Genomic DNA, 23,192 nt, shown 5'->3' with positions numbered 1-23,192 from the left:
CCGCGCCTGTTTCCATAAACCGCTTGCTTAGACCGTTTCGTCGCGCGGTTTGCGCAGGTCGGGATGCAGCGCCGCGCCAAGGATGTGATTGGATTTATGGATCACATGTGCCGCGCCGCCGACGATCAGCGGATCGGGTGCATGAGCCACCCTCAGATCCTTACCGGGATAGTCCAGTGTCGACAGGAAATGCAGCATGCAGTTCAGCCGGGCGCGTTTCTTATCATCGGATTTGATCACGATCCAAGGCGCGTCGGCGGTATCGGTATAGAAGAACATCGCCTCTTTCGCTTCGGTATAATCGTCCCATTTGCCCAGGGACGCCTTGTCGATCGGGCTGAGCTTCCACTGTTTCAGCGGGTCGGTTTCGCGCGATTTGAACCGGCGTATCTGTTCTTCGCGGGTGACCGAGAACCAGTATTTGTAAAGCCGGATACCCGACCGCACCAGCATCCGTTCGAATTCCGGCGTTTGCCGCATGAATTCCAGATATTCATTGGGTTCGCAGAACCCCATGACCCGTTCGACACCGGCGCGATTGTACCAGCTGCGGTCATAAAACACCATTTCCCCCGATGTCGGCAGATGTTCGATATAGCGCTGATAATACCATTGGCCGCGTTCTTCGTCGGTCGGTTTATTCAGTGCCACCACCCGCGCGGTCCGCGGGTTGAGATGTTCGTTGAAGCGTTTGATCGTGCCGCCCTTGCCCGCCGCGTCGCGGCCTTCGAACAGCAGAACGAATTTCTGCCCGGTTTCCTGAGCCCAAAGCTGCGCCTTTAGCAATTCGGCTTGCAGTTTCGCCTTTTGCCTTTCGTAGATCAGGCGCTTCATCTTGGTCGAATAGGGATATTCCCCAGTCTCAAATGCGCGGCGCACCTCGTCGGGGGTCGGTGCGTGACGGTGGCCCCGTTGCGGCAGCGCATCATCCGCGGCGGGGGGGGCCGGTGCCGCGGAAATTTCGGCAGGCCCGGGCGCGACGGCGGCGTCGGGAATGACAGGGGCCGGGGTAGAAATATTGACAGTCTTTGCCTGCGCGGCGGCTTTCGTCACGGTCATCCATATCTCCTTTATCAATCTTTTAATGATAGCGGATTCCTGCGGGCCGCGCCTTGATCGGGGTCAAGCGCATCGCGTCTTGTTGCCGCCCGGCCGCCGGGTTAGGCTGCGCCATGCTGAGCCATCATATACATCTGGGCGACCGCCCGTTTCATTACCTCGGCTGGGGCGACCAGGCCGATCCGGTGATCCTGATGCTACATGGGTTCCCGGAATATTCCGGCGCCTGGACCGAGGTCGCCGCAGAGCTGGCCAGCGACTACCATTGCGTCGCGCCGGACCAGCGCGGCTATGGCCAAAGCTGGGCACCGGCGGATGTGAGCGATTACAAGGCTGGCAAGCTGGTGGCCGACATGGTGGCGCTGATCGAGTATCTGGGCGGCCGCCCGGTGATCGTGTTCGGCCATGACTGGGGCGCTGCCGTGGCCTATGCGCTGGCGATCACCCGACCCGATCTGGTCAGCCACCTGATCATTGCCAACGGTGTGCATCCGGGACCGTTCCAGCACGCGCTGGCGGCAGGCGGGGCACAGACGGCGGCGTCGCAATACATCCACTACCTGCGCCGGGAGGGATCGGAAACCCATCTGGCCGAGTCGGATTTCGACAAGCTTCTGAACCTGTTCAATGCCGGGATGGATATGGGGTGGATGACCCCGGAGCGCCGGGCTGCCTATGTCACTGAATGGGCACGACCCGGTCGGATGCGGGGCATGGTCAACTGGTATCGCGCGTCACCTCTGAAACTGGGGCAACCGGGCGACGTGATCACCGATCTGCCCGCGATGCCGGTAGAGGCGCTGAAGGTGCGGATGCCGCATCTGTTGATCTGGGGCACCAATGACAGCGCGCTTCTGCCCGAAGCCACCGAAGGGCTGGAGACGTATTGCGACGACCTGACCCGGGTCGAAATCGACGGTGCAGATCACTGGATTTTGCATCAGGCGCCACAGCGGGTGGCCGCGGAAGTCCGGTCCTGGTTGCGGCATAAGTGATCGCGGCACAGGCAAGCCACCGGCCCCATTCACAACGCAAAGTAGCGGAGCGTCTCTTATTTCCTCTTTTAGGAAATTGCAGCGCTCTCTTTCGGCCACGGCATACATACTTTAGGTTAGTTCATCCCTCCTTGGGCTTCCCATATGGTCAGGACATGGGCCATACATGCCCTACTGGGGATTAAGAGACAGGTTTCGTCGAAAACAGCACCGCTGGGCATACGGGCGGCTGCGGATTCTGCGCACCTTGGTTAGAATGTGACAAAGCAACCTGACTTCAATCTGGAACGCCTCATCATTGAGGATGACACGCAGTCCGTTTCGACGGTCACGAAGGACAAGGGATATGTCTTTCGCGATTTCGAGATTTCCCGGATTCAGAGCATTAGCGAAACCATCCGCAAACGCCCCTATCTCAGCACACTGATCTTCTTTGGCTTTCATGCCTATTGGGTGCTGTCGCTGTCTTATGGTGCCACGTTCTTCACCAAAAACGAAGTGGCGATCAACCTCAGCCCCAACCTTGCCATTCATGCCATTATCGTCGGCCTGCTGATTTATCCGGCACGGATGATGTGGGTGCCTGTCGCCAGCTTTGCGCTGCTGTTTTTCCTGCCGTTTGCGATACCCTTTACCGGCAAACCGCAATGGGCGTTCGCACCGGAAGTGACCAGCGGTGTTGCGCTGTACTTTTTCATCTCCAACATGATCGCCGGAGCGATGACCGGATTGATAGCCCGTGGGCTGTTCAATGCGATGGTGTCAAAGCTTCATCCCAGACACGCGGATCTGGCGGTGATCGCAGCGTTATTCATCCTGTTCCTGGCCACCGGCATCCCCCAGGTGCTGTTCGCAAACTTGTTTTCGAGCTTTTTGGAACCAGCCCAGGCCCTTGCCCTGGGGTTTAACGAGCATTTCATCCAATACGGCGTTGAACGTACTCTGCGCGGCAGCGTGGTCGATGCCGCCTTTCTGATTGCGGTGCTACAGCTTCCCACTGCGCGGCAGATGAAACTGACTGGTCCCGCCTTTCTGGCCTATCCAGTGATAGCGCTGCTGCACAATCTTGGCTATGGCGGTTTCCCGATGATGGATATCGGGCTGTTGTCCATATTGTTGACGCTGACCCTGCCGATGGCAACCGCCCCGATAATCGTGATCATGGGCATGTCGATCTATGCCGGGATGACCGGGCAATTTCTGCATGCCGCCCCGCCGCTGGGGACGGAATCGGGACTGCTGGACCGTTATTCGATTGTCGTTCTGATACTGATCATCGTCGTCATGGCGCTGCGCGGCCGGGAACGGTATGAACGCGAACAGCATCTTTCCAGCATCCGGCGCCTGAGCACGGTGCGCGGTTTTGCCGGCGTCGGGCTGTTCACGCTCAATGTGCCGCGCAAGACGCTGCGGCTGGACCCGGCGGGACAGCAGCTTGTCGGGTTGCCCGGCGAGACCCGGACCGACGATTTGTTGTCGCGCTTCCGGTCGGATGAACAATATCTGCTGCGCCACGCCTTCGAATCCGAAAGCCATGCCAGCATCACCCTGCTGTTGCAGTTGGCGGAAACTCTGTCATCGGGGGATGCCCGGGTGTTGCGGCTGCATCTTTGGGCCGAACCGACTCCGCGCGGCGAAAAGGTGGTGTACGGGTTGATGGTCGAAGTGACCGAGGAATACCTGCAGGAACAGGCGCTGACCGACGCGCTGAACGAATTGTCGTTGCGTCAGGACCGCCAGCAACAGCTGTTTTCCATCGTGTCGCACGAAATCCGAACACCGGCCTCGGTTCTGTCGATGCTGATCGAGGATCTGGAAAACGGTCATGGGTCCGCCCAGTTGCCGGCGCAGATGCGCGAAGCCTCGACCCAGTTGCTGAGCGTGCTGGACGATATGCGTCAGGCGGTCAATCCTGAGAAAAATCAACCCGTGTCGATGAGCCCCTATACGCCTGCCGATGTCGCCGAACGGGTGCGCAACACTTATCAGATGCTGGCAAAGGGTCAGGATATCCGCATCAGCCTGAGACTGGGCCCCGGCGCATCGAACGTGATGATGGGCGACAGCAACCGGTTGAAACAGATCCTGGGTAATCTGGTGCGCAATGCGATCATCCATAGCCAGGGGTCGGAAATTCGCATTTCCTACCGTCCGCAGGATGGCGGAACGCCGTCGGCGATGAACGACGCCTGCTGGTCGGTCACCGATAACGGCATCGGTATTCCGCTGGACGAAGTGGACCGGCTGTTCCAGCCCTTCGAGCGCGGGTCGGCCGATGCCCGCAATCAGGCCGATGGCAGCGGGTTGGGATTGTTCATCGCCAAACAGACCGTCGACCTGCTGGGCGGTAGTATCCACTATTCCCCCGCACCCGAAGGCGGCGCGGGCTATTGGCTGTGCCTGCCGGACGCCCCGGCTTCGGCCAAGGAACTGGTGGCGGAGACGCCCAAGCCGCTGGCGGAAATGAAGAACCTGAGCGAATTGCGCATCGTGCTGGCCGAGGATAACGCGCTGGTGGCGCAGGTGACCTCGAAGCAGCTGGGCCGGGTGTTCGGCGAAATCGAGCTGGCCGAAAACGGGCGCGTGGCGCTGGAAAAGATCCTTGAAAACCCGCCGGATGTTTTGATCACCGACCTGTTCATGCCGGAAATGGCAGGCGACGAGTTGGTGCAGCGGCTGCGCGAGGAAAATATCGACATCCCGATGATCGGTCTGACCGCAGCGGTGGTGGGCGACGACATTCAGCGCTTTGAAGAAGCGGGCGCGACGGCGGTCCTGGCCAAGCCTCTCGACGTGTCGCGGTTGTGCCTGCTGCTGGAAGAAAAAGTCGAAGGCTAACACCACGCCCCCGAAGCGCCGACGGCACCTGCAGCGCGGGGGGTGAAAACCTCTCCTGCCCTGTGCCCGGCGGTTCGGACGCATGGCCGAGGTGGGGCGAGTTGCACGACAAGCGCCTGATTTGCCACCTGTTGTGCCCCCGCCCCCCGCATTTGCGGCTTTTCCCTTTGTGGGCTTGCTGCCATAATGCCCCCCAACCAAGTAAAAAAGAGCAGCAGCATGGCCGACGATCTTCTCTCCGGACCCCAGAACGACGATTACGATGCCTCCTCTATCGAGGTGCTGGAAGGGCTGGAACCGGTCCGCAAGCGCCCGGGCATGTATATCGGCGGCACCGATGAACGCGCGTTGCACCATCTGGTGGCCGAGGTTCTGGACAACTCGATGGACGAAGCGGTGGCGGGATTTGCCAACCGGATCGAAGTCGAACTGCACGAGGATTATTCGATCACCGTGCGCGACAACGGTCGTGGCATTCCGATCGACCCGCATCCGAAATTCCCCGGCAAGTCGGCGCTGGAGGTGATCCTGTGCACGCTGCATGCAGGCGGGAAATTCAGCGGCAAGGCCTATCAGACCTCGGGGGGCCTGCACGGGGTCGGCGCATCGGTGGTCAATGCGCTGTCGGATCTGATGGTGGTGCAGGTCGCGCGCAACAAGGAACTGTATGAACAGCGGTTTTCGCGCGGGATACCACAGGGTCCGGTGGAAAAGGTCGGGTCGGCCCCGAACCGGCGCGGCACCACGGTGACGTTTCATGCCGACGCGGAAATTTTCGGCCAGCACCGGTTCAAACCGGCGCGGTTGTTCAAATCGATCCGGTCCAAGGCATATCTGTTTTCCGGCGTCGAAATCCGCTGGAAAACCGCGATTGACGACGGTGAAACCCCGGCAGAGGCGGTGTTCCATTTCCCCGGCGGGTTGTCCGATTACCTGAAGGAAACGATGAACGGATCGTCCACCTATGCCGACCAGCCCTTTGCCGGGACGGTGGATTTCAAGGAAAAATTCAACGCACCGGGCAAGGTCGAATGGGCGATCAACTGGACCCCGTCGCGCGACGGGTTCATCCAGAGCTACTGTAACACTGTGCCCACGCCCGAGGGCGGCACCCATGTGGCCGGGTTCTGGGCCGCGATCCTGAAAGGGATCAAGGCTTACGGCGAATTGGTCAACAACAAGAAGGCGGCGCAGATCACCCGCGACGACCTGATCACCGGCGGCTGTGCCCTGGTGTCCTGCTTCATCAGCGAACCGGAATTTGTCGGCCAGACCAAGGACCGGCTGGCCACGGTCGAGGCGCAGCGGTTGGTCGAAAATTCGGTGCGCGACCATTTCGACAACTGGCTGGCGGCGGATACCAAATCGGCCGGGGCGATTTTGGATTTCCTGGTGCTGCGGGCCGAGGAACGGCTGCGGCGGCGGCAGGAAAAGGAAACCCAGCGGAAAACGGCGACCAAGCGGCTGCGCCTGCCCGGCAAATTGGTCGATTGTTCGGCCACCAACCGCGAAGGCACCGAATTGTTCATCGTCGAGGGCGATAGCGCGGGCGGATCGGCCAAGATGGCGCGGAACCGGAAAAATCAGGCGCTGCTGCCGCTGCGCGGTAAAATCCTGAACGTGCTGGGCGCGGCCAGTTCGAAACTGGGCACCAATCAGGAAATCAGCGATCTGACGCAGGCGTTGGGCGTGGGATTGGGCAGCCGGTTCAATGTCGACGATCTGCGCTATGACAAGATCATCATCATGACCGATGCGGATGTCGACGGGGCGCATATCGCGTCGCTGCTGATGACGTTCTTTTTCACCCAGATGCGGCCGATGATCGACACCGGGCATTTGTACCTGGCCTGCCCGCCGCTGTTCCGGCTGACGCAGGGGGCGAAACGCGTCTATTGCACCGACGAGGCGGAAAAGGACGCGATGCTGGAAAAGGGTCTGGGCGGCAAGGGCAAGATCGACGTCAGCCGCTTCAAGGGCCTGGGCGAAATGGACGCCAAGGACCTGAAGGAAACCACCATGGACCCCGGCAGCCGGAAATTGATCCGGGTGACCATCGACGAGGACGAACCCGGCGAAACCGGCGATCTGGTCGAGCGGTTGATGGGGAAGAAGCCGGAATTGCGCTACCAGTATATCCAGGAGAATGCGCGGTTCGTGGAGGAGCTGGATGTTTAGAGGTAAACTGCCAAACCACATAGGGGGTACAATGACTGCTATCTCAAAAAACGTTCTTTTTCGTGCCGCAAGTTGCCTCCCGGCCTTTCGTGATCGTGAAGTGAATAGTCCAGAAACAGACAAAAAGATCGCAGCGGTTGTTTCTCAATACAGAAGAAAAGGCCCACGTGTAGATTGGTCTTATAAGGGCTTTCAGAACCTACTCGGTCAGGCCTACAAAATCGGGTCTGAAAAAGAAGTCAAAGAAACGATTTCAAGCTCCAAGTATGAAGAAGAAAAGACTGCGAAGTCTGTAATTGCCGCTAAGATTTTTGGAAATCTTCCACCGAATGAGTGGGAGCTTATCGATCTAAGAGCCGAGACAAAAACAATAGGTGATGGGATTGAGTTTTTTCCACCCTTCGACCTGGCCCTAAGACAGGGAAACAGAATAGCCTGCGTGATATTCTGCCCGCATTCAAACATCGCACTTTATGATGTCCAACGCGATTTTATAGTCCAGTTGTTATCTCTTCCCTTGAGCGGATATAGTGAGACGTTTGAACTTCACTATTTTGAGTTTCCTAAAGACGCGCTCGGAAAACGCGCGCCTCGATATGTGACTAGGGACTTTCAGTACGCTGACACCTCAGAAATAGAAGCCCATCTAGTAAAATTTCAAAAACAAAACAGTGTCGACGAGCCAAGACTTTTTTAACCTTTTGTGTTGCGTAAAACTCCACCCTACCCCTTCCCATAAATCCCCAACCAACCACAGGCTACGCGCCCGCCGTCAAACCGAAGATCTGCCTCCGGAAAAACGGGGCGGGCCTTTCGTGCATTGCGGGGCAATGCACTGCCGGTCGCGGCGATTGCAGGCAATCGCCTTGGTCGGGCGCGTCGCCTGATGCTTCGCATCAGGCTTTGGATTGAGTGGAGAGAAACGGTGCCACGGGCGAATGTCCCCTTCGGTCCGCAGCCCCCGGCCCGGACGGGCTATGTGCCGTGGTCGGTCAGGTTCTTGCCGCTCTGGGCGGCGACCTGCAGCAGCGGGCTGATTTTCCACGCTACCGGGTCTTCGGCCGTCAGCGCCTGCAACCGCGCGACGATATGCGCCGCGCCAAGCCCGTCGGCGTAGCGCAGCAGCCCGCCGCGCGCGGCGGGAAAGCCAAGCTGTTGGACCGATACAAGGTCGATGTCGCGGGCCGTGGCGGTGCCATCATGCAGGATGTCACAGGCTTCGTTGATCAGGGCCAGCAACAGCCGGTCGCGGATCTGATCGGCGCTGTAATCGGTGCGGGTGCGGCGTTCGAAATGCGATTCCTCCAGCGCGAGGTCGGCCACGATGGGATCGTCGACCTTGCCGCCGCCACCGGGATAGCGATACCAGCCTGCCCCGGCCTTGCGGCCCAGTTTGCCCAGTTCGAGCATCCGGCCCACGATGGGAATATGGCGGCGATTGGGGTCGCGGCTGGCGTGCTGACGGCGGCGGTTGGCATCGGCGATGTCGAGGCCGGTCAGGTCCTGCGCTTCGTAAGGGCCCATTGTAAACCCGAATTCAACCATCGCCTCGTCCACTTCCCACGGGGTGGACCCGTCCATGAAGACGGTGTCGGCGGCTTCGTGATAGCGGGCCAGAAGACGGTTGGTGATCGCCGCGACGGTTGCCGGGTCAGGATCGTCAGGGGTTGCCGGGGGGCGTGTCGCAGCCATCATATGTTCCGGTCGTTTGCGTTATAGTGCACGTGGCGGGAAATCAGGCCCACCGGGGCCGTCAATCGATGAAACCGTTTTCGGAAATCAGCGTCAGAAGACGCCCCAGCGCGATGTCTTCGCTGATATTGGAGGTGTCCAGCATCGCCTCGGCCCGTTCATACAGAACCTCGCGGCTGTGCAGGATCGCCTTGAGCTGCGCCATCGCTTCGGGATTGCCCGCCATCGGGCGTTCATCGCCCTGCGCACGGACCCGGTCCATATGGTCTTGGGCGCTCGCCTTGAGCCAGATCGTGTGAAACCGCGACAACAGCTTGGAATAGGTGGTGGGTTCGGCCACGATACCGCCCGCGACGGCCAGGATGACCTTGTCATGGGTGGCCACGACCCGGTCCATCGCGTCGGATTCCAGTTTGCGATAACCCTCTTGCCCGTAAAGCGCCATGATTTCCGACACCGGCATCCCGGCGTGGTCTTCGATTTCGCGGTTCAGTTCGAGAAAGGGAATGCCCAGTTCGTCACCGACCCGGCGGCCGAGGGTGGATTTCCCGGCGCCGCGCAGACCGATCAGGCAGATTCGCGAGGCGCGCAGGCTGCCTTCGGTTTCATAGGTCAGCAACCGGGTCACCGCCTTGCGGGTTTCGCGGTCGGCGGAGCGATAGAGTTCGGCCATCCGCTGCACATCGGAATTCCACGGGTCTTCGTCCCCGACCAGCCATTCGATCCGGTGATCCAGCGCATCGGCCACCCGTTTCAGCAAGCCGATGGAAATATTGCCTTCGCCGCTTTCCAATTGTGCCAGATAGCGCGGAGAGACGCCGGACAATTCGGACAGCACCCGGCGCGGGATACCTTTGCGTTCGCGCACCCGGCGCACCCGCAGCCCGACCTGCGACAGCAGATCGGAAACGGCGTCTTCAGCGGTTCGTGTACCGTCGATATCGGTCACTTTGCCGCTGAATGTGGTGATTTCCGCCATGCTGCCCCCGTATGTAATATAATGCAAATCATACGTGAATACCGGTGTGAATCAATCACCGAAGTCAAGTATCGCCGTCGGGTTCAGTGGGGCGTATCGTGGCGGGAAGCCGGGCCTGCACGATCTTGCGCACCGCGTCGGGGGGCGGTGATTTGCGGAACTGGTCGGCAATGGTGAACACGTTGACGAACCGGCCCGAGAAGCAAAGCGTACCGTCCTGAAACCCGTCGACGCGGAATTCGACTGACGTGTCGCCCAGCCGGGTCGGCCAGACCAGACAGACCAGCCGGTAGCGCGGGGTGATCGGCGCGAAGAAATCCAGCGACATATGCACGAAGGGCGTGCCCATGTTGCGATCCAGTTCCATCTGGAACCAGCCGTCGCCGCCAAGATTATGTTCCCACCAGCCATTGATCGCGTCCAGCGCGAACCACGGGATACGCGCGGTATAGGCGATTTTGGCCGGGTCGCAATCGCCCCAGGTGACCCGGATGACATGTTCATAGGCCGTATCGGGGCGATCTGCCTCAGTAGGTTTCAACGTGGTATCTGCCTTCTTCGCGCATCACGTCCCGCAGCGTGGTCCATTGCTGCCCGAGTCCTTCGGCGATGGAGGCAAAGGCCAGATCGACGCCTTCTTCCATGCCGCGCAAACCGCAGATGTAGATATGGGTTTTCGGGTCCAGCAGCAGATCGGCAACCTTGTCCTGTTCCTGCACGATGCGGTCCTGCACGTATTCGCGGCGCTGGCCCTCGACACGGCTATAGACCAGATGCTGATCCAGCAGGTCCTGCGGTACTTTTTTCAACGGGCCGAAATAGGGCAGGGTTTCAGGGGTTCGGGCACCGAAGAACATGGTCATTCCACCCGATTTGCCACCCGCGCTGCGCTGACGGCGCATGGTAAAGGCGCGCATTGGGGCCGACCCGGTGCCGGTGCAGATCATCAGCAGACGCGCCTGTGAATCGTCGGGCATCAGGAAGGTCGCGCCGAACGGTCCGGTGATGCGGACTTCGTCGCCGGGTTTCAGATCGCAAACATAATTGGAACAAAGCCCGTTCTGTTCCCGTTTCACGGTCAGAGAGAGATTGTTGAAATTCGGCCGTTCGCCATCGCGCGGGCTGGAGATCGAATACAGCCGCGGCAGGTGCGGGTTGCCTTTTTCGTCGGTGCCCGGCGGGATGATCCCAATGGATTGCCCTTCGAGCACCGGGAACGGGGTCGCGCCCAGATCAAGGATGATATGGCGGACATCGTGTTCGGGGTCATCGGTCAGGCTGTAGTTACCCTGCACCCGCGCGGTGGCGGGTTTACCGAGATTATACATGTTGACGCTGGGCTTGGCGGCGGTGGCGGGGGCCTTGGCCTTGCCGCCTGCCCCTTTATGCGCGTCGGCCAGAAGTTGCGCCATGGAATCGTCCAGCGCTTCGACCGAGGTGGCCGCTTCGTCAGCGCCGAGGTCTTCTTGTTCCGGCAATTCGTCCCAGGAATATTGATCGTCCATCGAATAGGGGGTTGTCACCACCCGCCATTCGTCAATCGACCCGGTGGGACAGACCGGAATGCAGTCCATGCAGAAATTGCAGGCTTCGGCATCGACGATGACGTTATTGTCGTCGTGGTGGATCGCCTCGACCGGACAGGTCATTTCGCAGGTATAGCAGCGGATGCAAATCTCTGGATCGATCAGATGTTGTTTGATCGGCTTGTTCATGCCGCGGTCTCCCGGTGCAGCAGGGTATCGGGGATCGTCATCATGTCGATCAGGACCCGGCACAGGCCCTGACATTCCGAACACCCGATACATGGGCCATCCAACTGCGTCAGTTGCTGGCCAAGCGCGGCGGTGCGGGGAGCGTGGCCGAAGAGTCGTTGCGCTTCCATGTCGGGTCTCCTGCTGTTGGTCTTCGGTTTGGGCAAGGCGGCGCACCGCCCTGCCCGAGAATGTTATGATCGGGCCTTAGGCCTGATGCAGCTTAACATATTCGAAATCGCCCGGCTTGTTATCAATGCCGACCTTGGGGGCCGCGATCCAGCTGGCGTATTTACCCGGTTCCATCACCGGCTTCATCAGCGACTGGATATAATCGCCATCGGCATGGGTCGGCAGCCAGTTCTTTTCGCCTTCATCATATTCCGCGCCGGAAACCAGCACGCCTTCGGGGTTGAAATTATGCCCCGAGAAGACGCCGATCTGACGATGGAAGGATTCATGCGGCAGTTTCAGTTCGAACTGGATACCCGACTTTTCGATGATCTTGTTCCAGCGGCCAACCCCGCCCGAGGCATCCCGGGTGTAATCGTCGCGCAGACGCATATTGATCGCGGTCAGAGCCGGGACATCCTTGCGCACCACTTTGCCGTCTTCGAGATCCCACACGGTGTAGGTGTCGTTTTTCAGCATGTGGTCATCGTCGATCCGGTGTTCCTGATAACGGCCCTTGATGCCCGCATTGAACGCGTTCGCGGCGTTGGTCGAAACTTCCTGACCGAACAGGTCGAGCGACAGGGTGTAGTGCAGGTTCAGTTTTTTCTGGATCGTCGGCAGGTCGATGACACCGTAAGAGCGAATTTTTTCGATGTCGTAGGGATCTTCGATCCCGTGTTCCTTCATCACTTCGCAGGTTTTCTGAATGGTGCGGCCAACGCCGGTTTCCCCGACGAACATGTGATGCGCTTCTTCGGTCAACATGAAGCGGCAGGTGCGCGACAGCGGGTCGAAACCCGATTGTGCGAGGCTTTCCAGCTGCATCTTACCATCACGGTCGGTGAAATAGGTGAACATGAAGAAGGACAGCCAATCGGGTGTTTCTTCGTTGAACGCGCCCAGCATGCGCGGGGCTTCTTCCGATCCGGACGACCGGCGCAGCAGGTCATCGGCTTCTTCGCGGCCATCGCGGCCGAAATATTTATGCAGCAGATAAACCATTGCCCAGAGGTGGCGGCCCTCTTCGACATTGACCTGAAACAGGTTGCGCATGTCATAAAGCGACGGCGCCGACAGCGCGAGGAACCGCTGCTGTTCGACCGAAGCCGGTTCGGTATCGCCCTGAATCACGATCAGACGCTTCATCAGGTTGCGGTATTCGCCCGGCACTTCCTGCCAGACCGGTTCACCGGCATGTTCGCCGCAGGGAATGCGGCGATCTTCGACTTCCGGGGCCAGCAAGACGCCCCAGCGGTATTCGGGCATTTTCACATAGTCGAACTTGGCCCAGCCTTTGGGATCAACCGACACGGCGGTGCGCAGATAGACAAGCGATTGCTGGAAATTGTCGGGGATCAGGTCGCTCCACCAGTTGATATAACCGGGGTGCCATTTTTCCAGCGCCTTGAGAACGCGCTTGTCGGAACTCAGGCCGACATTGTTCGGGATCTGAGTGTCGTAGCTGACATTGATGAGATCGATCATTTCATTCCTCCTCTGGCAGGTGGATTAAAACCCACCCTGCGGGCTTGGGTAGGGTGGGGTTTCACCCCACCGTTCTGTTACACACGTTCCATGTTGTAATCGCCGCGGATGCCAGTGCCGTAGCGTTGCAGCGCACCGTCCGGGCCAACCGCGTTGGGGCGGTTGAAAATCCAGTTCTGCCAAGCGGTCAGGCGACCGAAAATGCGGGTTTCCATGGTTTCCGGCCCGGCAAAGCGCAGGTTGGCTTCCATTCCGGTCATCGCGTCGGGCGAGTAGCTGGCGCGTTCTTCCATGAAGACGCGGATTTCGTCTTCCCAGTCGATATCGTCGAGGATCATCGTCACCAGACCCAGCTCGTCGGCATCTTCCGCTTCCAGCGCCTTGCCCTTGGCGGCTTCGGCCTGGGTTACGGATTCGGGTTCCCCGAGGAAACGTGTCTGCAGCCGGGTCAGATCGTTGCCCATCGGGAAAGGACCGAAATTGGCATCCGTCAGGGTGACGGTGGCGAGGGGACGGTTATCGCCCTCGAATTCGTCTTCCATCATATAGCTGCGATCTACCGAGAACAGGATCTCGGCCAGGATACCGGTGAAGCAGGAGCCGTGTTCGACCAGCGCCACCATCGAGCGCGAGGTCACGTCGATCCGTTTCAGAATCCGTTTCCAGTATTTCAGCACCTCGTTGGCGAGCCAGTGATCGGCGTTGGACATCAGCAGTGCTTCGTGCTGCGCGAACCGTTCGGGATCGCCCTGGGTGCGGAACACCAGCAGGCCCAGTTCCATTTCATTCAGGCGCAGATGCAGGATGGCGTCATCCAGTTCGCGGGCAACCCGCAGCATATAGGCCTGATCGCCCTGTGCGGTGAAGGCTGCCATGTCGGCGGGCGCGTCGGCATCGGGGCCATGAATGGTGATCGTGGCTTTGCGGCCCTTGCGATCCAATGCGACCTCGACCGCGGAATAGGTGACCGACCCGTCGTCACCGATGGTGCGGTTCAGCGGGGTCAGCGCGATGCCCTTTTCGACATCCGCCTTGGCCGAAGCTGCGGCGAATTCACGGGCCCGTTCCTGCACTGTTTCGTCGAATTTGGAATTCGGGATCACTTCGTCGACCAGCCGCCAATCCTTGGCCCGCTTGCCGCGCACGCCCTCTTCGATCGAACAGAAGATATCAGCGCGGTCGCGGCGGACCTTGCGTTTGTCGGTGACGCGGGTCAACCCGCCGGTGCCGGGCAGAACCGCCAAGAGCGGCACTTCGGGCAGCGCCACAGCGGAGGAACTGTCATCGGTCAACATGATGTGATTGCAGGCCAGCGCCAGTTCATAGCCGCCCCCGGCGCAGGCCCCTTTGACCGCAGCGATGTATTTCTGACCCGAATCCGCTTCGGCGGCTTCGTAGGTGTTGCGGGTTTCGTTGGTGAATTTGCAGAAGTTGACCTTGTGGCTGTGGGCGGCGCCGCCCAGCATGCGGATATTGGCGCCGGCGCAAAACACCTTGTCCTTGGCCGACTGCATCACCACGGTCTTAACCTCGGGATGTTCGAACCGCATCCGCTGCACAATATCGGACAGTTCGATATCGACGCTCAGATCGTAGGAGTTGAGCTTGAGCTTATAGCCGTCGAACAGGCCGCCATCTTCGTCAACATCCATGAACAGATTGGCGACGGGCCCATCATATTCCACCCGCCAGTGGCGGTATTTGCTAGGGTCGGTCTGGAAGTCGATGACCTTGGTCATGACGGTCTCCTTTCATCTCTTTGATTGCAATATAATGCTAAAATTATTTCAGTAAAGCATGATATTGCACATTATTACTTAGTATTTTGTTTTTTATGGCCTATTTTTAGCAATAAGCCACACTCAAGTCAAAATATGTGCATTATAATGCAATATTTTTCACATTTTGACGCACTGATACGGTCTTGGCGAGCTGGTCCAGATCATCCTGACGCAGCCCGAGAATCACTACACCGCCACGCCCGAAGGCATCCCGGCCCATCGCCTCGGCCAATCCCAGAAGCCGCGCCGCGGCAGCAGGACGGCCCATTTCCCATTTCAGACCGGCGTTGGCGTATTGGATGATCGCCCGCACCAGCAGGCTTTCGGCACTGTTGGGAGGGCAGGCCATCCAGACGGATTCGAGCAGTTCGTGCGATTCCCAGAAATAGCCGTCAGTCAGAAAATCCAGCCCCATGCGCCAGACCTGACTGCGCGACAGATCGGCCGGGCCGGGTGTCACCGTCGCCTTGATCGGATCGAACAGATCATCGTCGTGACGCGGCGACCGGCCCGGCACATAGGCATAGGCCGGTCGCCATATCGAAGGGTACCCGACTTTGGCCCCTGCCCCGTCCGCACCGGATATGGTACCTGCCGGGGTCACCTGATTTCCACGCTTTCCTGTTCGATGCGGATCAGCCGGGCGGTAAAATCGGCGATCGCCGCCAAGGTCTGTTCCGGCTGGTCGGACTGCGGGGAGTGGCGACAATCGTCAAGGATCGCGGTGTCCAGCGGGGAATAGATTCGGCTGTCGATTTCGTCGATCTGGGCCAGGGTACCATATTGATCGTCGCGGCCCTGAATGGCCAGTACCGGAATCCGCAGATAGTCGATCACTTCGCCCACGTTCCAGGATTTGAAGCCCGGCGCCAGCCAGCTATCATTCCAGCCACGGAAGGTATTTTCCGGGTCACGATGATATTTCGCCATTTTCGATTTCAGATCGCCGGTTTCAAAAAGCTCTTTGGCCTTGGCAATCTCGGTCAGCCCCATTTCTTCGGTGAAGAAATGCGGCGCCATCAGGATCAAACCCCTAACGCGGAAATCTTCGACCGACCCGGCATAGATCGCGGCGATGGTGGCCCCGTCGGAATGCCCCATCAGGATACCCTGCCGAAACCCGAAACCATCCAGCACCTCAGGCAGCACATCGACCGCTTCGCGGGTCATGTAATCCAACGGGCGCGGCAGGTCGGCGGGATCGGATTGGCCATAGCCCGCGCGGGAATAAACAAAGACGCCACAGCCGGTGGCCTGCGCCACCCGTTGCGGGAAATCGCGCCACAGCGCCAGACATCCCAGCCCTTCGTGCAGCATGACGATGGTCGGGGCCTGATCCGGCGCGGGGCCGATGCAGGCATATTCCAACGATTTGCCCCCGGCGGTCAGGAACCCGGTTTTGCCGTCTGTCCAATCCACCTGCATCATGCCGATTCCCGCAATTTGAAGCGCTGAATCTTACCGGTGGCGGTTTTCGGCAGGTCGGCAACGATGTCGACCCAGCGGGGATATTTCCACATGCCGATCTGATCCTTGACGAACTCCTTGAGATCACCGATTTCGGCCTCGCTCTGGCCGTCTTTCAGCACCACATAGGCTTTGGGTTTTTCCAGTCCTTTTTCGTCGTGCCACGGCACCACCGCAGCTTCGAGCACGGCGGGGTGTTCGATCAGCGCCTGTTCGACCTCGAAGGGAGACACCCAGATGCCTGAGACCTTGAACATGTCGTCGGTCCGGCCACAGTAGACAAAGCGGCCCTCGGCATTGCGTTCGTATTTGTCGCCGGTGCGGGTCCAATGGCCCTGAAAGGTCGATTGGCTTTTGTTGCGGCGGTTCCAGTAGCCATCGGCAGAAGACGGGCCGCGGACCAGCAATTCGCCGACTTCGCCAGTACCGACGTCTTCGTCATGTTCATCGACCAGCCGGACTTCGTATCCCGGCACCGGCAGGCCAGAGGTGCCATAGGCAACATCGCCGGGGCGGTTGGACAGGAAGATATGCAGCATTTCGGTCGACCCGACGCCGTCGATGATGTCGACGCCAAACAGCGACTTCCAGCGTTCACCGACATCGCGCGGCAGGGCTTCACCAGCAGAGGTACAAAGCCGCAGCGTGCTTTGGTTCGCGCCCCCGCGTTGTTCCTGTGCTGCGACCAGTGCGGCATAAAGCGTTGGCACACCACAGAAAATTGTTGGTTTATGCGTATCGAAGATGTCGAAGACAACTTCTGGCGTCGGACGGCCAGAGAGCAGGATCGTGGTCGCGCCAACCGACAGCGGGAAAGACATCGCGTTGCCCAGGCCGTAAGCGAAGAAGATCTTGGCAACGGAATACACCACGTCATCTTCGGTGATGCCAACCACGCCCTGACCGAACAGTTCAGCCGTGGCGCGCAGGCTGGAATGCACATGGCGCACACCCTTGGGCAAGCCGGTAGAGCCCGAAGAATAGAGCCAGAAGGCCAATTCGTCCTTGTTGACCTCGACCGCCTCGACCGGGTCGGCGCCCCTGGTGAATTCGGTATAGCTTTCGGTGCCTTCGGGCGCGTCGCCGATGACCAGAACCGCGCGCAGGTACTGATTGCCCTGAATGGCCGGTTCGACCACGTCCCACAGATCCTGCGACACCACAAGGATCGACGCACGGCTGTCGGTCAGGATGGTTTCATAGACCTGACTGGACAGCAGGGTGTTGATCGGCACCGGGATTGCGCCCGCTTTCAGAGCGCCCCAGAACACCACCGGGAATTCGATCTGATCGCGCACGATCATGGCGATGCGTTCTTCGCGGCGCACGCCGTGGCGATATAGAGCGCCGGCAAATTGCGACGTTTCGCGGGCCAAGCGGCCATAGGTCAGGTCGCGCTTGGCACCGTCGGCTTCGCGGAAGGCGACCTTATCGGCGCGGCCTTCGTCTATATGGCGATCTACGAACCAGACCGCTGCGTTTTTGTTTTCTGTCATGAATGGCGTCCTCCCCCGCCCCGGCCTATTGGCCGGTGAATTCGATTGCGCCCTCAGGCAACAGATACAGGATATAAGCATCGCCGCCGGTAACAGTTGGGTGATGCTGTGACCCCGGACCATAGACGTACCAGCCTTCTGGCTTTCCATCGAAACGCGGATCGCCCTCCAGCGGCATGATCGCGCCGATTTCGCCCGTGGTATGGATGTGATGAGGGCCGCGCACGTCCTTCATGCGGACAACATCGACACTGAAGGTTCCCGCCTCCGCGCCCGGCTTGAGTGCGCGACCGAACTTGATACCGCCCGCTTCGCGCGACATCAGCCAGCCTTCGGCTTCGCCTTCGGCGCAGAGCCGCGACAGGGCCTGAAAATCATCGGACCCGGCACCGAAATCGGCATTCAGCCGATCTTCGAGCGTCTGATCCAGCGACAGCCCGGCGATGCTGTCGGCCAGTTTTCCCACCAATGCATTGAATTGCTGCTGTGACACGTGATCCTCCCAAAATACGAGTCGTCTTATGCGTTATTCTGCATCAACCACAACGGTATTGCAATTATTTTGCGATACTTTGTGCAATTTAATGCATATCTCTTGATGCGGCGCGACTGGGTGGCGCCTGCCGCCCCTGTTTCGCCAATGCGCCCCCTGAACGGGATGTCGCAGGATTTGACGGCGAAGGGCAAATAGTGCGGCAAAATGCAAAAGGGCCGCGGCGCAGAACGCCGCGGCCCTTATAATCAAGGATTTCCGATCAGTTGGCGGCGGTATATTCGTCCATCAACTTACGGGCATTGTCGATCAGGGCCTGACCGTCGATGCCTTTGGAATCCATGTCTGCGATCCAATCCGCATAGATCGGTTCTGCCAGAGCCCGCCATTCGGCGGCATCTTCTTCGCTGACGGTGATGATGTTGTTACCCAAATCAACTGCGATCTGACGCGCGGGACCATCCGAATCCGACTGTGTGCCACCGGCAAAGATCGAGAAATCCAGACCCGAATTATCATCAATCACCTTCTTCAGGTCATCGGGCAGGGATTCGTATTTGTCTTTGTTCATCGCCAGAACGAAGGTCAGGTTGTACAGCGCCGGACCATCAAATTCGGTGTGATTGTGCACCAGTTCAGCCACTTTCAACGCGGTGGTCACTTCCCAAGGAATGGTGGTGCCATCGAGAACGCCCTTGGACAGACCTTCGGGGATCGCAGGCACCGGCATACCGACAGGCGTGGCACCAATACGGGTCAGCAGATCGTTGACCAAACGCGAACCGCCACGGATTTTCATACCCGCCAGATCGCCAGGCACTTTAACCGGCTTGTTGGTATGGAGCAGACCCGGGCCGTGCACCCAGGTACCAAGGATTTTCACGTCCTTGAAATCGGAATCCTTCATGTCGGATTCGAACAGTTTCCAATACGCGTGGGACGCTGCGCGGGCATCTTCGACGAAGAAAGGCAGTTCAAAGACTTCGGTACGCGGGAACCGACCGGGGGTGTAGCCGACCACGGTCCAGACCACATCGGCGATGCCATCAATCGCCTGATCCATCAGTTCTGGCGGCTTGCCGCCCAGCGCCATCGACGCATAGCGTTCGACTTCGATCCGCCCGCCGGAGGCTTCTTCGACCTTATCGGCCCAAACATCCAGAACCAGCTTCGGCACATTCGCCTGCGGTGGCAGGAACTGATGCATTGTCAGGGTTACGTCCGCCGCCTGAGCGGGGAGTGCAGCAAAACTGGCCGCTGCCGCAACCGCGGCCGCACCAACAAAGCCGAAAAGCTTTCTACGTGTAGTCATATTTCCTCCCGTTACTTCCATTTAGAAGCATTTTTTGCCAACTTCTCGCTGGACCATAGCGCGTCATCGCTGACTTGCTAAGATTCTTTTTTCACAATTCGCATTATAATGCAATTTCTTTCAAATTCACTGACGGGTTAAGTGCCGCTTTTCGGCCAGATTGATCGACTTTTTTGGGCTAAATCCAAAAACACCCGCAGCACCACAAACAATTATTCGAACGTAAAATATATTAGATACAAACTATTACGTTCTATTCACCAAGAGCTTCACACCCCACAAGCCAAACGTGCAATATCATGCATTTTTCAATTACGTTTTCGAGCGCGTCTCCGAGACCAGGACCAACCGTGGCCGAGAAAGACGCCGAGATACCTGTGCTGAACATCTTCACCCGGATGCCGCTGACCGCGCGCCTGGTCCGGGTTGCGACATAGCGGTCACAGGTCAGGAATTCCTCACTGTCCCGGCAGCGGCTTGGCAGGTAATTTGCAATCAGCTCAACTCACGACCGAAGACCTAACTCCGAAAGGACAAACATGCGATTTCTGCCGATCGTATTGGGCTGGATTATCGCGGCCTCGGCCATGTCTGCTTTGACCTGGATCCCCGAGACCGATTCCAGTTCGCTGCCACAGGTGACTGTGGGATAGGCCTGAAACCTGACCCGGCGCCACAGTATTTCAGGGCGCCGGGTTTTTTTGAAAAGCGAATTTTAAGATGCGTATGATCCCTTTGATTCTGGGCCTTGCGCTTGCCGTTACGGCATTGTCGCTGCTGATGCCGACCGCTGCCATTCCTTCGCCCCCGGTTGCGGGCAGTTTCCCGCATATCGTGCAGCGATAAGGGCTGGACGACGCGTCACGCGCTGTGCCTAATCGGCCCATGCGTTTCGCTTGGGTTCTCTTGTTGTGTCTTGCCGCCTGCGGCCGCCCCCTGACCACGGGGGAAATGTCATTCGCCACGACGCTTTACGGCGATCAGCTGGACCCGAGCCGGGTGCGGCTGGTGGATGGGCATTTCGCCCGCAGCTTTACCTTCCGCTATGCCAAACGGCCGCGTGTGACCTGTCAGGAACGGATTTTCCCGCCGGTCGAGGAAGAGATCGTCACCTCCTCACCGGCGGCCACAACGCTGTTCAACCGGATATTTCTGCGCCAGGACCTGTTCCTGGAAGATTATACCGAGGAATTCGTTCCCGGCACCAATCTCTATGCCCTGATGCTGTTCGCCCATGAAATGGCGCATGTCTGGCAATGGCAAAACCGCAAACGGACCCATTACAATCCGTTGAAAGCGGCGCAGGAACATGGCGGGGGAAGCGACCCCTACCTGTTCAATCTGCAAAGCGATGCGCGGTTTCTGGATTATCCCTATGAACAGCAGGCCTCGATCGTGGAGGAATTCGTTTGCTGCCGGGCGCTCGCGCCCAAGGCGGCGCGTACCGGGCGGCTGCATGATCTGCTGGCGCAGGAACTGCCGGTGGCGCGGCTGCAAAGCCGGGTGGATGCCTTGGCGGTGGTGCCGTGGCGCGGGGTGCAAACGCGCGGGATTTGCGATTAGAGCCGCCGCCAGCCCTTATTGCTGAATGGAGTCGAGATAGACCAGCAGCGCAGCCAAGGGGCGCGGCACCGGTGAAAACGTGCCATCGCCGATATCGACCGGCACGGTGCTGCCTTCGAGCAGCAGCCCGAATTCCGGCATGTCTTCGCCGGGATTTTCCATTCTGGTGTAGCCGTCGATCACCGACAGCACATGCGCGCCGGGAAATGTTCCGTAGCGCCGGGTGATGGTGGTCAGATCCGCCGGGGCCGGGCGCAGCGTTTTTGCCAGTTCGCCGTCGCCGCGCCCCGCAGCGCCGTGACAGATGGCGCAGTTGTCGGCATAAAGCGCGGCCCCCTCGTCGGCTTCGGGCATGCTGGTTTCGACGCAGGCGGCCAACAGGGCCAATGTGGCCACGACCGTCAAGATCAATTTGGGTTTCATCCGCGTCTCCGATCCGTGCTTCATTCCTGAATGGTTAGCAGATATGCCACCAGATCGGCAATCGGGCGACTGGTCATAACCGGCTGACCGGTCGATGTTTTCAGCGCGGTATCGTTGCCTTCGAAAAATTCGCCGTAAACCGGCATTGAGCTACCATGACTGACCAGCGGATCGCGCCCGTCAACGCGTTGAATCATCCGGATCATCGGAAACTCACCACCGTTTTCCGCGCTCAGCTTTGCCAGCGCCTTGGGCTGAATCAGCAGAATCGGTGCCATCGGCCCGTCGCCATTGGCTTCGAGCCCGTGACAGGTGGCGCAATGGCGCATGTAGAGGTCGCGCCCCGCTTCGACCGTTTGGGACGTGTCGATTTCCTGAGCCATACCACCGGTGGTAATCATCCCGATCAGCGTGGCGGCAAAGAGTGTTTTGTACATTCGCCATTTCCTTCTCTGTGCAGAGTGCGCGGTTCCAGTCTGACACAGACCAGGGTGCACCACATTGACACGTATCATATAGCCCGGATCAGCGCTGTTGCAGGCTTTCGACATAGTCGGTCAGCGCGATCAGCGCCTGCGGGGTTTCGATCAGCGCCCCGCTTTGACTGCGCAGCACCCGGGTTGGACCGGACAAAAGCGGCCCGAATTCCGGCATCGCGGCCTTTTGAAACTTGCCCGGATAACCATAGACGGTTTCCATCACCAGATCGCGCGGGAACACCCCGCCGTTGCGATCGGCCAGCAGAGACAGGTCGGCTGGCGGGATATCGAGATCGCCCGCCAGCTTGCCGTCGCCCCGCCCGGCAGATCCGTGGCACATCACGCAATAGGCGCTGAACAGGTCCTGCCCGTTGGGGTCGGGGGTTTCGCTGCACGCAGCCACAAACAGAACCGCGATCAGTCGCTTCATCAGGATATCCCTCTCGTTTCGTTACCCTTATCATCCCGCTGGACGGACGCCATCCCCCTTGTGCGGCGGCCCCAACACGGGTGACAAGCGGGCGGATTTTGCCCATTGTCCCGGCAAACCTTCAGAAAGGAAGCCCTTAAGTGCCCCAGACCACCACATATGCCCTGATCATGTTTGCCGCCGGTGTCGGCATTCCGATTCTTGCGGCGCTGAACGCGGCGCTTGGCACCCGGATCGGATCGCCGGTGGCCGCAGCTGCCATCCTGTTCACCGTGGCCTGGCTTGCCACCGCAGCAGTGCTTCTGGTGCATGGGCCAGCCCCGTTGGCCAAGGCGTGGGGAGCACCGAAACACCTGTTTCTGGCCGGATTGTTCGTAGTGTTCTACGTGTTGTCCGTGACCATCATCGCGCCCAAATTCGGAATCGGAAACGCGGTGTTTTTCGTGCTTCTGGGACAGATTTTCTGTGCCGCCGCGATTGATCATTTCGGCCTGTTCGGCGCAGCGCTAAGCCCGTTGACGTTAAAACGGGCTCTGGGGGTCGCGACGATGTGTCTGGGTCTGTATCTGGCGCGCAAGGTTTAGCCGGACGCGC

The 23,192-nt window shown here is 59.2% G+C and carries 23 protein-coding genes; 7 read left to right on the top strand and 16 right to left on the bottom strand.

The features are described 5' to 3' along the window. Window positions 1-27: 27 nt before the first annotated feature. Window positions 28-1,059 (bottom strand): polyphosphate kinase 2, encoded by a 1,032-nt coding sequence (gene ppk2 / locus VOI23_RS11280; RefSeq protein ID WP_323784901.1) that lies wholly within the window; start codon window positions 1,057-1,059, stop codon window positions 28-30. Between the two features lie 113 nt (window positions 1,060-1,172). On the opposite strand from ppk2, the gene VOI23_RS11275 reads away from it, so the two are divergent. From VOI23_RS11275 to VOI23_RS11260, 4 genes are all read left to right on the top strand, one after another. Then, window positions 1,173-2,054 (top strand): alpha/beta hydrolase, encoded by an 882-nt coding sequence (locus tag VOI23_RS11275; protein ID WP_323784900.1) that lies wholly within the window; start codon window positions 1,173-1,175, stop codon window positions 2,052-2,054. A gap of 258 nt (window positions 2,055-2,312) precedes the next feature. Continuing rightward, window positions 2,313-4,892: an ATP-binding protein gene (locus VOI23_RS11270; protein ID WP_323784899.1), complete on the top strand. Its 2,580-nt coding sequence runs from the start codon at window positions 2,313-2,315 to the stop codon at window positions 4,890-4,892. A gap of 219 nt (window positions 4,893-5,111) precedes the next feature. Further along, window positions 5,112-7,070: a DNA topoisomerase IV subunit B gene (gene parE, locus VOI23_RS11265; protein WP_323784898.1), complete on the top strand. Its 1,959-nt coding sequence runs from the start codon at window positions 5,112-5,114 to the stop codon at window positions 7,068-7,070. Between the two features lie 31 nt (window positions 7,071-7,101). Continuing rightward, window positions 7,102-7,767 carry a hypothetical protein gene (locus VOI23_RS11260; RefSeq protein ID WP_323784897.1) on the top strand — a complete coding sequence of 222 codons (666 nt, stop codon included), beginning with the start codon at window positions 7,102-7,104 and terminating at the stop codon, window positions 7,765-7,767. 278 nt (window positions 7,768-8,045) lie between these two features. Here the strand turns inward: VOI23_RS11260 and VOI23_RS11255 are convergent, their stop codons facing one another. The 12 genes from VOI23_RS11255 to VOI23_RS11200 form a co-directional block, all read right to left on the bottom strand. Continuing rightward, window positions 8,046-8,762 (bottom strand): 3-hydroxyacyl-CoA dehydrogenase family protein, encoded by a 717-nt coding sequence (locus VOI23_RS11255; protein WP_323784896.1) that lies wholly within the window; start codon window positions 8,760-8,762, stop codon window positions 8,046-8,048. 61 nt (window positions 8,763-8,823) lie between these two features. After that, window positions 8,824-9,741: a helix-turn-helix transcriptional regulator gene (locus tag VOI23_RS11250; protein ID WP_323784895.1), complete on the bottom strand. Its 918-nt coding sequence runs from the start codon at window positions 9,739-9,741 to the stop codon at window positions 8,824-8,826. Between the two features lie 64 nt (window positions 9,742-9,805). Next, window positions 9,806-10,282 (bottom strand): acyl-CoA thioesterase, encoded by a 477-nt coding sequence (locus tag VOI23_RS11245; protein WP_323784894.1) that lies wholly within the window; start codon window positions 10,280-10,282, stop codon window positions 9,806-9,808. Beyond that, complete coding sequence (gene boxA, locus VOI23_RS11240) at window positions 10,269-11,456, bottom strand: benzoyl-CoA 2,3-epoxidase subunit BoxA (RefSeq protein WP_323784893.1); 1,188 nt, start codon at window positions 11,454-11,456, stop codon at window positions 10,269-10,271. The genes VOI23_RS11245 and boxA overlap by 14 nt, the downstream gene beginning before the upstream one ends. Beyond that, entirely contained in the window at window positions 11,453-11,626 is a 174-nt protein-coding gene (locus VOI23_RS11235; protein ID WP_323784892.1) for a hypothetical protein, read from the bottom strand. The genes boxA and VOI23_RS11235 overlap by 4 nt, the downstream gene beginning before the upstream one ends. Before the next feature lie 76 nt (window positions 11,627-11,702). Beyond that, on the bottom strand, window positions 11,703-13,154 hold the full coding sequence (gene boxB / locus VOI23_RS11230) for a benzoyl-CoA 2,3-epoxidase subunit BoxB (protein ID WP_323784891.1): 1,452 nt from the start codon (window positions 13,152-13,154) through the stop codon (window positions 11,703-11,705). A 77-nt stretch (window positions 13,155-13,231) separates the two neighbouring features. Continuing rightward, entirely contained in the window at window positions 13,232-14,893 is a 1,662-nt protein-coding gene (gene boxC / locus VOI23_RS11225; RefSeq protein ID WP_323784890.1) for a 2,3-epoxybenzoyl-CoA dihydrolase, read from the bottom strand. A 142-nt stretch (window positions 14,894-15,035) separates the two neighbouring features. Next, window positions 15,036-15,539: a DUF309 domain-containing protein gene (locus tag VOI23_RS11220; RefSeq protein WP_323784889.1), complete on the bottom strand. Its 504-nt coding sequence runs from the start codon at window positions 15,537-15,539 to the stop codon at window positions 15,036-15,038. Next, window positions 15,536-16,363 carry an alpha/beta hydrolase gene (locus VOI23_RS11215; protein ID WP_323784888.1) on the bottom strand — a complete coding sequence of 276 codons (828 nt, stop codon included), beginning with the start codon at window positions 16,361-16,363 and terminating at the stop codon, window positions 15,536-15,538. Before VOI23_RS11215 ends, VOI23_RS11220 begins: the two co-directional genes overlap by 4 nt. Continuing rightward, the gene (locus VOI23_RS11210; protein WP_323784887.1) at window positions 16,360-17,898 is read right to left on the bottom strand and encodes a benzoate-CoA ligase family protein; all 1,539 of its coding nucleotides are present in this window, start codon (window positions 17,896-17,898) and stop codon (window positions 16,360-16,362) included. Before VOI23_RS11210 ends, VOI23_RS11215 begins: the two co-directional genes overlap by 4 nt. 25 nt (window positions 17,899-17,923) lie before the next feature. Further along, on the bottom strand, window positions 17,924-18,391 hold the full coding sequence (locus VOI23_RS11205) for a DUF4863 family protein (protein ID WP_323784886.1): 468 nt from the start codon (window positions 18,389-18,391) through the stop codon (window positions 17,924-17,926). A 262-nt stretch (window positions 18,392-18,653) separates the two neighbouring features. Then, entirely contained in the window at window positions 18,654-19,703 is a 1,050-nt protein-coding gene (locus VOI23_RS11200; protein WP_323784885.1) for a TRAP transporter substrate-binding protein, read from the bottom strand. 720 nt (window positions 19,704-20,423) lie between these two features. Between VOI23_RS11200 and VOI23_RS11195 the strand changes: the two genes are divergently transcribed. Continuing rightward, on the top strand, window positions 20,424-20,549 hold the full coding sequence (locus VOI23_RS11195) for a hypothetical protein (protein ID WP_323784884.1): 126 nt from the start codon (window positions 20,424-20,426) through the stop codon (window positions 20,547-20,549). Between the two features lie 105 nt (window positions 20,550-20,654). Next, the gene (locus tag VOI23_RS11190) at window positions 20,655-21,266 is read left to right on the top strand and encodes a hypothetical protein (RefSeq protein ID WP_323784882.1); all 612 of its coding nucleotides are present in this window, start codon (window positions 20,655-20,657) and stop codon (window positions 21,264-21,266) included. A gap of 15 nt (window positions 21,267-21,281) precedes the next feature. Here VOI23_RS11190 and VOI23_RS11185 read toward each other — a convergent pair whose 3' ends face one another. The 3 genes from VOI23_RS11185 to VOI23_RS11175 all read right to left on the bottom strand — a co-directional run bounded on the left by VOI23_RS11185 (window position 21,282) and on the right by VOI23_RS11175 (window position 22,598). Then, entirely contained in the window at window positions 21,282-21,689 is a 408-nt protein-coding gene (locus tag VOI23_RS11185; protein WP_323784881.1) for a c-type cytochrome, read from the bottom strand. 20 nt (window positions 21,690-21,709) lie between these two features. Further along, complete coding sequence (locus tag VOI23_RS11180) at window positions 21,710-22,126, bottom strand: cytochrome c (protein ID WP_323784880.1); 417 nt, start codon at window positions 22,124-22,126, stop codon at window positions 21,710-21,712. Window positions 22,127-22,214: 88 nt separating this feature from the next. Continuing rightward, a complete protein-coding gene (locus tag VOI23_RS11175; protein ID WP_323784879.1) occupies window positions 22,215-22,598 on the bottom strand; it encodes a cytochrome c in 384 nt (127 codons plus the stop codon). Between the two features lie 170 nt (window positions 22,599-22,768). On the opposite strand from VOI23_RS11175, the gene VOI23_RS11170 reads away from it, so the two are divergent. Further along, the gene (locus tag VOI23_RS11170) at window positions 22,769-23,182 is read left to right on the top strand and encodes a DMT family transporter (RefSeq protein WP_323785008.1); all 414 of its coding nucleotides are present in this window, start codon (window positions 22,769-22,771) and stop codon (window positions 23,180-23,182) included. The last annotated feature ends 10 nt before the right edge of the window (window positions 23,183-23,192 follow it).

Origin of the sequence: Thalassovita sp. (assembly GCF_034670005.1) — a bacterium.
Lineage (GTDB): Bacteria > Pseudomonadota > Alphaproteobacteria > Rhodobacterales > Rhodobacteraceae > Thalassobius.
This window is presented reverse-complemented; position numbering and strand designations above follow the sequence as displayed.

Coding starts and splice junctions, on each gene's coding strand:
- boxA (WP_323784893.1), bottom strand. CDS start 11,456: ATGAACAAGCCGATCAAACAACATCTGATCGATCCAGAGATTTGCATC.
- VOI23_RS11215 (WP_323784888.1), bottom strand. CDS start 16,363: ATGATGCAGGTGGATTGGACAGACGGCAAAACCGGGTTCCTGACCGCC.
- VOI23_RS11195 (WP_323784884.1), top strand. CDS start 20,424: ATGCGTATGATCCCTTTGATTCTGGGCCTTGCGCTTGCCGTTACGGCA.
- ppk2 (WP_323784901.1), bottom strand. CDS start 1,059: ATGACCGTGACGAAAGCCGCCGCGCAGGCAAAGACTGTCAATATTTCT.
- VOI23_RS11275 (WP_323784900.1), top strand. CDS start 1,173: ATGCTGAGCCATCATATACATCTGGGCGACCGCCCGTTTCATTACCTC.
- VOI23_RS11255 (WP_323784896.1), bottom strand. CDS start 8,762: ATGGCTGCGACACGCCCCCCGGCAACCCCTGACGATCCTGACCCGGCA.
- VOI23_RS11200 (WP_323784885.1), bottom strand. CDS start 19,703: ATGACTACACGTAGAAAGCTTTTCGGCTTTGTTGGTGCGGCCGCGGTT.
- boxB (WP_323784891.1), bottom strand. CDS start 13,154: ATGATCGATCTCATCAATGTCAGCTACGACACTCAGATCCCGAACAAT.
- VOI23_RS11210 (WP_323784887.1), bottom strand. CDS start 17,898: ATGACAGAAAACAAAAACGCAGCGGTCTGGTTCGTAGATCGCCATATA.
- VOI23_RS11260 (WP_323784897.1), top strand. CDS start 7,102: ATGACTGCTATCTCAAAAAACGTTCTTTTTCGTGCCGCAAGTTGCCTC.
- VOI23_RS11190 (WP_323784882.1), top strand. CDS start 20,655: ATGTCATTCGCCACGACGCTTTACGGCGATCAGCTGGACCCGAGCCGG.
- VOI23_RS11250 (WP_323784895.1), bottom strand. CDS start 9,741: ATGGCGGAAATCACCACATTCAGCGGCAAAGTGACCGATATCGACGGT.
- VOI23_RS11235 (WP_323784892.1), bottom strand. CDS start 11,626: ATGGAAGCGCAACGACTCTTCGGCCACGCTCCCCGCACCGCCGCGCTT.
- boxC (WP_323784890.1), bottom strand. CDS start 14,893: ATGACCAAGGTCATCGACTTCCAGACCGACCCTAGCAAATACCGCCAC.
- VOI23_RS11170 (WP_323785008.1), top strand. CDS start 22,769: ATGTTTGCCGCCGGTGTCGGCATTCCGATTCTTGCGGCGCTGAACGCG.
- VOI23_RS11180 (WP_323784880.1), bottom strand. CDS start 22,126: ATGTACAAAACACTCTTTGCCGCCACGCTGATCGGGATGATTACCACC.
- parE (WP_323784898.1), top strand. CDS start 5,112: ATGGCCGACGATCTTCTCTCCGGACCCCAGAACGACGATTACGATGCC.
- VOI23_RS11175 (WP_323784879.1), bottom strand. CDS start 22,598: ATGAAGCGACTGATCGCGGTTCTGTTTGTGGCTGCGTGCAGCGAAACC.
- VOI23_RS11185 (WP_323784881.1), bottom strand. CDS start 21,689: ATGAAACCCAAATTGATCTTGACGGTCGTGGCCACATTGGCCCTGTTG.